Annotated in this window: 4 protein-coding genes and 1 pseudogene; 3 read left to right on the forward strand and 2 right to left on the reverse strand. The window is 62.1% G+C overall.

The features are described 5' to 3' along the window. Window positions 1-679 precede the first annotated feature (679 nt). The gene (locus Q0L94_RS09375; protein WP_296752782.1) at window positions 680-1075 is read left to right on the forward strand and encodes an MbcA/ParS/Xre antitoxin family protein; all 396 of its coding nucleotides are present in this window, start codon (window positions 680-682) and stop codon (window positions 1073-1075) included. Further along, window positions 1075-1791, forward strand: a complete 717-nt coding sequence (locus Q0L94_RS09380; protein ID WP_296752784.1) for an RES family NAD+ phosphorylase — start codon at window positions 1075-1077, stop codon at window positions 1789-1791. Before Q0L94_RS09375 ends, Q0L94_RS09380 begins: the two co-directional genes overlap by 1 nt. Window positions 1792-2165: 374 nt before the next feature. On the opposite strand, the gene Q0L94_RS09385 is transcribed toward Q0L94_RS09380, so the two are convergent. Continuing rightward, a complete protein-coding gene (locus Q0L94_RS09385) occupies window positions 2166-4793 on the reverse strand; it encodes a glucosidase (protein WP_296752785.1) in 2628 nt (875 codons plus the stop codon). A gap of 147 nt (window positions 4794-4940) precedes the next feature. Next, window positions 4941-5789 (reverse strand): endonuclease/exonuclease/phosphatase family protein, encoded by an 849-nt coding sequence (locus tag Q0L94_RS09390; protein ID WP_296752787.1) that lies wholly within the window; start codon window positions 5787-5789, stop codon window positions 4941-4943. Window positions 5790-6027: 238 nt separating this feature from the next. Here Q0L94_RS09390 and gltB point away from each other — a divergent pair. After that, window positions 6028-6728: pseudogene (gltB, locus tag Q0L94_RS09395) on the forward strand (glutamate synthase large subunit); the annotation flags it as partial.

Consider the following 6728-nt stretch of genomic DNA (forward strand, 5'->3'; position numbering starts at 1 on the left):
ACCACCACCGGCTACTCGAATCCCTCGGCTATATCCCTCCGGCCGAGGCTGAGGCAAACTACTATCGGCAACTTGCCGATAACACCGTGGAAGCAACTTAACTTAAACCAATCAGCCTCCACAGAACCCGGGGCGATTCACCCTCGCTCTTGCTCAAAAGGCCGCCAAAAATAGTGGCGCAGGTTAGCGTCCTCTAAAATATGAGCCTCCCAACAGCAATCCTTGGCAACCAGATTTGACGGTAACTTTGACGGTAACAATGAAATATTTGAATAGCAATAATCAATGCACGCCTGCATTACAGGCGATTATTTGGTAGTCCTCCGCCCACCAAAACCCAAAATCCCAACCCTTATCGGTTGGGATTTTTTTTGCCCGAAACGCCAGTGTTGGCGCGGGTTCGGGCCTTGCTGCGACGGACGCCGCCGACCCTGACAACCCCGTTTTGGGTGGTTTTCCGTTCTCTGTTCCCGCCCGTTCTCTGTTTCTGCAAAGGACGCCGCCGCACCTTCCCCTGCATTGACGCGGATTTTCGGCTGCTTGTTCGTCGGGGAATGGCAAGTTTCTGCTTTTTGCGGATTCCGTCATTTCTTCCTGCCAGCCAGCTGTCACCTTTGACTTTCTGTAACAATTGCTACTATATTAGGATCAATTAACACTGATTAGCCGGGGGTGCATCATGAACCAAGCAGCCGTAGCCTTCAATCAGGGCGACCAAAACCGCGGCGCCTTGGCCAAGATGGTGACTCGTGCCTTCGAGCATTGGAAGCTTGGAACAGAGGAGCAGCTTGCCATGCTCGGCCTTGCGACAAATAACAGAGCGGCATTGAGCCGCTACCGCCGTGGAGAGCCCCTGGCCGCAAACCGGGACTTGTTGGAGCGTGCCGGCCACGTATTGGCAATTCACAAGAATCTTCGCCTAATCTTTCCGCAGGACCGGGACCTGGCCTACGCTTGGATGACCCAGCGCAACAAAGCCTTCAAAGGGCTGACTCCTGTAGATGTAATAAAGGAATGGGGCTTTGCTGGGATGCTTACCGTCCGGTCCCATCTTGACCGGGTTCGTGGCAATTGATGGATGCGTTCTTCGCGGGGCTGCCGCTTGCCGACGTGCATCAGGACTTGGCGCGCAACATCAAGTCCATCCGGGTTTCCCAAAACCTGTTCGACGACCTCTCGGACGACCCGGCGGACTGGGAAATAGCTCAGCAGCACGAACTTGCCACCAAGCCGCACACGTATGAGTCGCCCAACACCATTATCGACCGCCCCTTCGAGGAGGCCGATTGGCTCAACGCTATTAAGTTCCCTTTCCGGAACTGGGCGGCCAGTCGCTTCTGCGACGGCAGCTTTGGCATCTGGTATGGGTCGGATTTAGTGGAAACAACGGTTCACGAAACCGTACACCATTGGCGTGGATTTCTCGCCGAGGCAGGCTTTGACGAGCTGGTGCCTCAGGGAGCGCGCGAAAGCATAACGAGCGAACGCAAGGTATATTGGGTGCGCTGTGATGCGGCGCTTTTGAACCTGAGTGCGCGAGCAGCGGAATATCCTGACTTGGTGCATCCAACAAGCTATCCATTTACGCAGCAAATTGGCGCCAGGCTACATCGCGAAAGTCACCCAGGGTTCGTGACCCGATCGGCCCGGTGTGTTGGAGTGAACTATGGGGTCTTGAACAGAAATGTGCTTTCTTCTCCACGTGCGTGCTGTTCCCTCACTTACAGGCTGACCCGAGACGGGGTAGTGGTGGAACGAGAGGCCGAACAAACGTGGATGGTACTGGCCTGAATTTGGAGTGGCGTTCGACAACGCGTTCCCGTCAGGCCAGGGGCGAATTGACCAGCAAAAGGTTGGCTGGGGCTTTTCGTATTTTCCCGCCAAAAATTCCCTCTCAATTGCGGCGATTTTCAAGAAAAATCTTTTGGCCACGTTATGCCTTATTTTTCAACGGTCGGCCAACATATATTCTTCTCGAAAACTTCCTGTCTTCTTGATGAAGCAGGTAGCCTGAGTTCCAAGCACTCGACTATGGTCCATGCGGTCAGCTGGTCAGGTTATGCTCTATTTCGCGACAGGATATGATTTACGGCACACTGGCAGCAGCAACGTTGCAAGCCCGCATACAAGCGGGCTTTTTCGTTGCCTGTTCGTCTGGTGCCGCCTTAGCGGCGCGGTTGCAGCAGCTTCGCCACCAGCCCGGTCCATCCGGTCTGGTGCGAGGCGCCCATGCCGCGTCCGCTGTCGCCGTGGAAATACTCGTAGAAGAGAAGGTGGTCGCGAAAGTGCGGGTCGCTGTTCTGTTCGTCGCGGGCGCCGTGAAACGGGCGGCCGCCCTGCCCGTCGCGGCGGAAAATGCTGACTAGGCGGCGCGCCAGTTCGTCGGCGACCTGATCGAGGCAGTGCTCGCGGCCTGATCCGGTCGGGTATTCCACCTTCAGTTCCTCGCCGTAGAAGTCGGCGAAGCGGTAAAGCGCGTTCACCAGCAGATAGTTGACCGGAAACCAGACGGGGCCGCGCCAGTTGGAATTGCCGCCGAACAGCCCCGACTCCGACTCGGCCGGCTGGTAGCTCACGCTGACCGGGTGGCCGTCGAGGTCGATCAGGTAGGGCTGGTCGCGATGCGCGCGGGAAAGCGAGCGCACCCCGAACGGCGAGAGGAATTCGGCCTCATCCAGCATGCGCCGCAGCACGTGCCGCATGCGGTCGGGGCGCAGCAGCGACAGCAGGCGACGATTGCCCCGCCCCGGCTCCATCCAGTGCGCAACCAGAGCGGCCAGCTCGGGGCGGTATTTCATGAACCATTCGAGCCGGCGCTTGAAGCCCGGCAGGCGCTCCAGCAGTTCTGGCTCGATGATTTCGACCGCGAACAGCGGGATCAGCCCGACCATGGAGCGTACCCGCAGCGGCGTCATGCGGCCGTCGGGAAAGCGCACCACGTCGTAGAAGAACTGGTCTTCCTCGTCCCACAGACCGATGCCCTGGTCGCCGATGTTGTTCATCGCCCTGGCGATGTAGAGGAAGTGCTCGAAGAACTTGGTCGCGATGTCTTCGTAGACGTGGTTGGTCTGCGCGAGCTCGAGGGCGATGCGCATCAGGTTGAGGCAGTACATCGCCATCCAGCTGGTGCCGTCGGCCTGGTTGATCTGGCCGCCGCCCGGCAGCGGGCTGCTGCGGTCGAGCACGCCGATGTTGTCGAGGCCGAGGAAGCCGCCCTGGAAAACGTTGTGGCCGGCGGGATCCTTGCGGTTCACCCACCAGGTGAAGTTGAGCAGCAGCTTGTGCAGGATGCGCTCGAGGAAAGCCGTATCGCCGCGGCCGCCGTGGGCGTCGCGCTCGGTCCGGTAGACCTCCCACGCGGCCCAGGCGTGAACCGGCGGGTTGACGTCGCCGAACGCCCATTCGTAGGCGGGAATCTGCCCGTTGGGATGCATGTACCACTCGCGCGTCATCAGCACGAGCTGCTCCTTGGCAAACGCGGGGTCGACCATGGCCAGGGGAATGCAGTGGAAGGCCAGGTCCCACGCCGCGTACCAGGGGTATTCCCACTTGTCGGGCATCGAGATCACATCGGCATTGTTGAGGTGGCCCCAGTCGCTGTTGCGCCCGTGAAGGCGCTCGGCAGGCGGCGCCGGCATGCCGGGGTCGCCATCGAGCCAGCGCGGCACATCGAAGGAATAGAACTGCTTGCTCCAGATCAGGCCGGCCAGCGCCTGGCGCTGGATCAGCCGAGCGTCGGCATCGTTGATGCCGGCCTGCAATTCGTCGTAGTAGGCGTCGGCCTCGGCGTGGCGCTGCACCAGAATTCCGGCGAAATCCCCGAATGGCCGGTCGACCAGGGTGTTGGCGAGGCGCAGGCGAACCGTTACGGCGTCCCCGGCCGGCACGTTGAATACGAAATGGCCCGCAGCCTTGGTGCCGCTGCGTGTCGGGTTGACGGCGTCGTGGTTGCCGTTGACCACACGCTCGTGGAAGGCGTCCTTGAAATAGCCCGCACCCGTCACGCCGTACAGGCGCGGCGCGTTGGTCTCGTTGTCGCAAAATAGCAGCTCGGGCGTGCCGTCGAGATGGCAGTGGTAGGTTCCCAACTTGGCGTGGCGCGCCACGATGGCGCCACGCTCGTCGACGAATATCTCCGGCCGCGCGTCCGGCTCGCCCCACGACCATTCGTTGCGGAACCAGAGTTGCGGCAGGATGTGCAAGGGCGCGTCTTCCGCGCCCCGGTTGTGCGCGGTGACCTGCATCAGGATGTCGTGCGGGCTGGCCTTGGCGTATTCGACGGTGACGTCGAAATAGCGGTCGTCGTCGAACACGCCGCTGTCGAGCAGCTCGAACTCCGGCATCTCCCGGCCCCGGATTCGGTTCTCCTCCAGCAGCTGCGCGTAGGGAAAGGCGCGCTGCGGGTACTTGTAGAGCATCCTGAGGTAGGAGTGGGTGGGGGTGGCGTCCAGGTAGTAATAGAGCTCCTTGACGTCCTCGCCGTGGTTGGCCTCGCTGTTGGTGAGCCCGAACAGCCGCTCCTTGAGGAAGGGATCCTGGCCGTTCCACAGCGCCACCGCGAGGCACAGGTGCTGGTACTTGTCGCAGAAGCCGGCGATACCGTCTTCGCCCCAGCGATACGCGCGGCTGCGCGCCTGGTCGTGAGTGAAGTAATCCCAGGCATCGCCATTGGGACTGTAGTCTTCGCGCACGGTCCCCCACTGGCGTTCGCTGAGATAGGGTCCCCAGCGCCGCCACTCGGGCTCGTCGCGGCTTTGAGCGATGGCGCGTTCCTGCTCTGTCCGGAGTGCCACGGATTGCTTGTGCGAAACCGTCATCTTGCCCTCTGGTTCCCGCGGCACCGACCGCGCAGGATGTTGCCGACGCTTTCAAGCATAGCAATCCGGCACGGGCAAATCATTGCCGGGTGTCGAGGCTGGACGCGTGAAGCCCGCCGCTGCTCAGGCCAGTTCGACCCACACCGGCTGATGATCCGACGCCTCGGTTGCGGTATCGATGCCATGCGCCCTGAGACGTCCCGACAGGCCTTCGGTCAGGAAAACGAAATCGAAGCATTCGGGCCGGTCGACGAAGCCGACTGGATGGATGCCGACGGTTGGTGCGTGCGGTTCGCCGGGGTGCAACACCTCCCAGGCGTCGCGCCAGCCGGGCTCGCCGCCGGCAAACGGGGCGAGGAGCCGTGCGTGCCCGGGAGCCCATGCGGGGAAGTTCATGTCGCCGCACAGCACTGCCTCGGCGGGCCGGGGGAACACCTCGAACGAGCCGCCCTGTTCTTCGGCCAGCGGCGAACGCGCCGCCATGGCGCAGGCCTCGGCGTGCAGGCGGCGGATGGCTTCGATCTGCAGCGTGCGCAGGCGCTCAGAGTAATACTCCAGATGCGTGGTCATCACGCGCAGCGGGCCGACATCGGATTCGACCACCGCTTCGATCAGCACCCGCTGCATGCTGGGCGTGTCCAGCTCGGCTGGCCACGGCAACAGATGCCGCCAGACCTGGCCGACGGGCAGGCGCGAGAAAATGGCGTTGCCGAACCGGCTGCGGCCGCCGCGGCGGTCGGGAATGTCGGTCGCCGCGCCATAAATGGCCGTATAGCCGGGCAGGCCGGCGGACAGTTCGGCGATCTGGTTTTCGCCCTGGCTACCGGGCAGGCCGGGGAAATTGACCGCGACTTCCTGCAGGCAGATGACGTCGAAGTCGCCGAGGCCGCGGATCGTGCGCAGGATGCGCGCGAGGTCGACCCGGCCATCCAGGCCGCGCGCCCATTGAATGTTCCAGCTCAGCAGTTTCATGGCCAGCCTCCTTCGGCACGCCCGCTTCACAGAAGAGGGCAGCGGGCATTCCCACCCGCACGCCCAGTTCCGGGCTGCACGGAACCCCTTGCCACGGCAAGGCTTCGGCAAAAAAGCGGCCCAAATAATTGTTGTAATTCGTGGGGCGCGGAATTAAAATTTTGTACTTTTCGCTAAAAATTTTGTTTATTTACGGCTTGCCGCTTGGCAGGCCGTTGTTGACTGGGCACACGGAATCATGGAACGACAAGGCTGGCTGGACGGGACGCTGTATTCACCCGACTTCGAACAGGACAGCTGCGGCTTCGGCCTTATAGCGCAGATCGACAACCAGCCCAGCCACACTCTAGTACGAAACGCGATCGGTTCGCTAGCCTGCATGACGCATCGCGGCGCGATCGCAGCCGACGGCCTGTCGGGCGACGGTTGCGGCCTGCTGTTCAAGAAACCCGATGCATTCCTGCGCGCGGTGGCAAGCGATGCCGGCTTTGCGCTCGGCGAGTTGTACGCCGCAGGCCTGCTGTTCCTGTCGCGCGACGCCGCGCCGCAGGCGCATGCGCGTGCGGTGTTGAAAACCGAACTCGAGGCGCAGGGTCTGGCCGTCGCCGGTTTCCGCGCGGTGCCAACCGATGCCTCGGTGTGCGGCGAATCGGCGCTGGCCTCCCTGCCGCATATCGAGCAGGTCTTCGTCAACGCGCCGGCGGACATGAGCGAAGACGCTTTCGAGCGCAAACTCTACATCGCCCGCCGCCGCGCCGAAAAAACGCTGGAGCCGAGCGACCCGGTGTTCTACCTGCCGACGCTGTCGTGCCGCGTGATCAGCTACAAGGGCCTGGTGATGCCGGACAAGCTGCCGGTGTTCTACCCCGACCTGAGCGACGCCCGTTTTGCCTCCAGCCTGGCGGTGTTCCACCAGCGCTTCTCCACCAACACCTGGCC

The sequence above is a fragment of the Thiobacillus sp. genome (assembly GCF_024708915.1).

Coding starts and splice junctions, on each gene's coding strand:
- Q0L94_RS09375 (WP_296752782.1), top strand. CDS start 680: ATGAACCAAGCAGCCGTAGCCTTCAATCAGGGCGACCAAAACCGCGGC.
- Q0L94_RS09380 (WP_296752784.1), top strand. CDS start 1,075: ATGGATGCGTTCTTCGCGGGGCTGCCGCTTGCCGACGTGCATCAGGAC.
- Q0L94_RS09390 (WP_296752787.1), bottom strand. CDS start 5,789: ATGAAACTGCTGAGCTGGAACATTCAATGGGCGCGCGGCCTGGATGGC.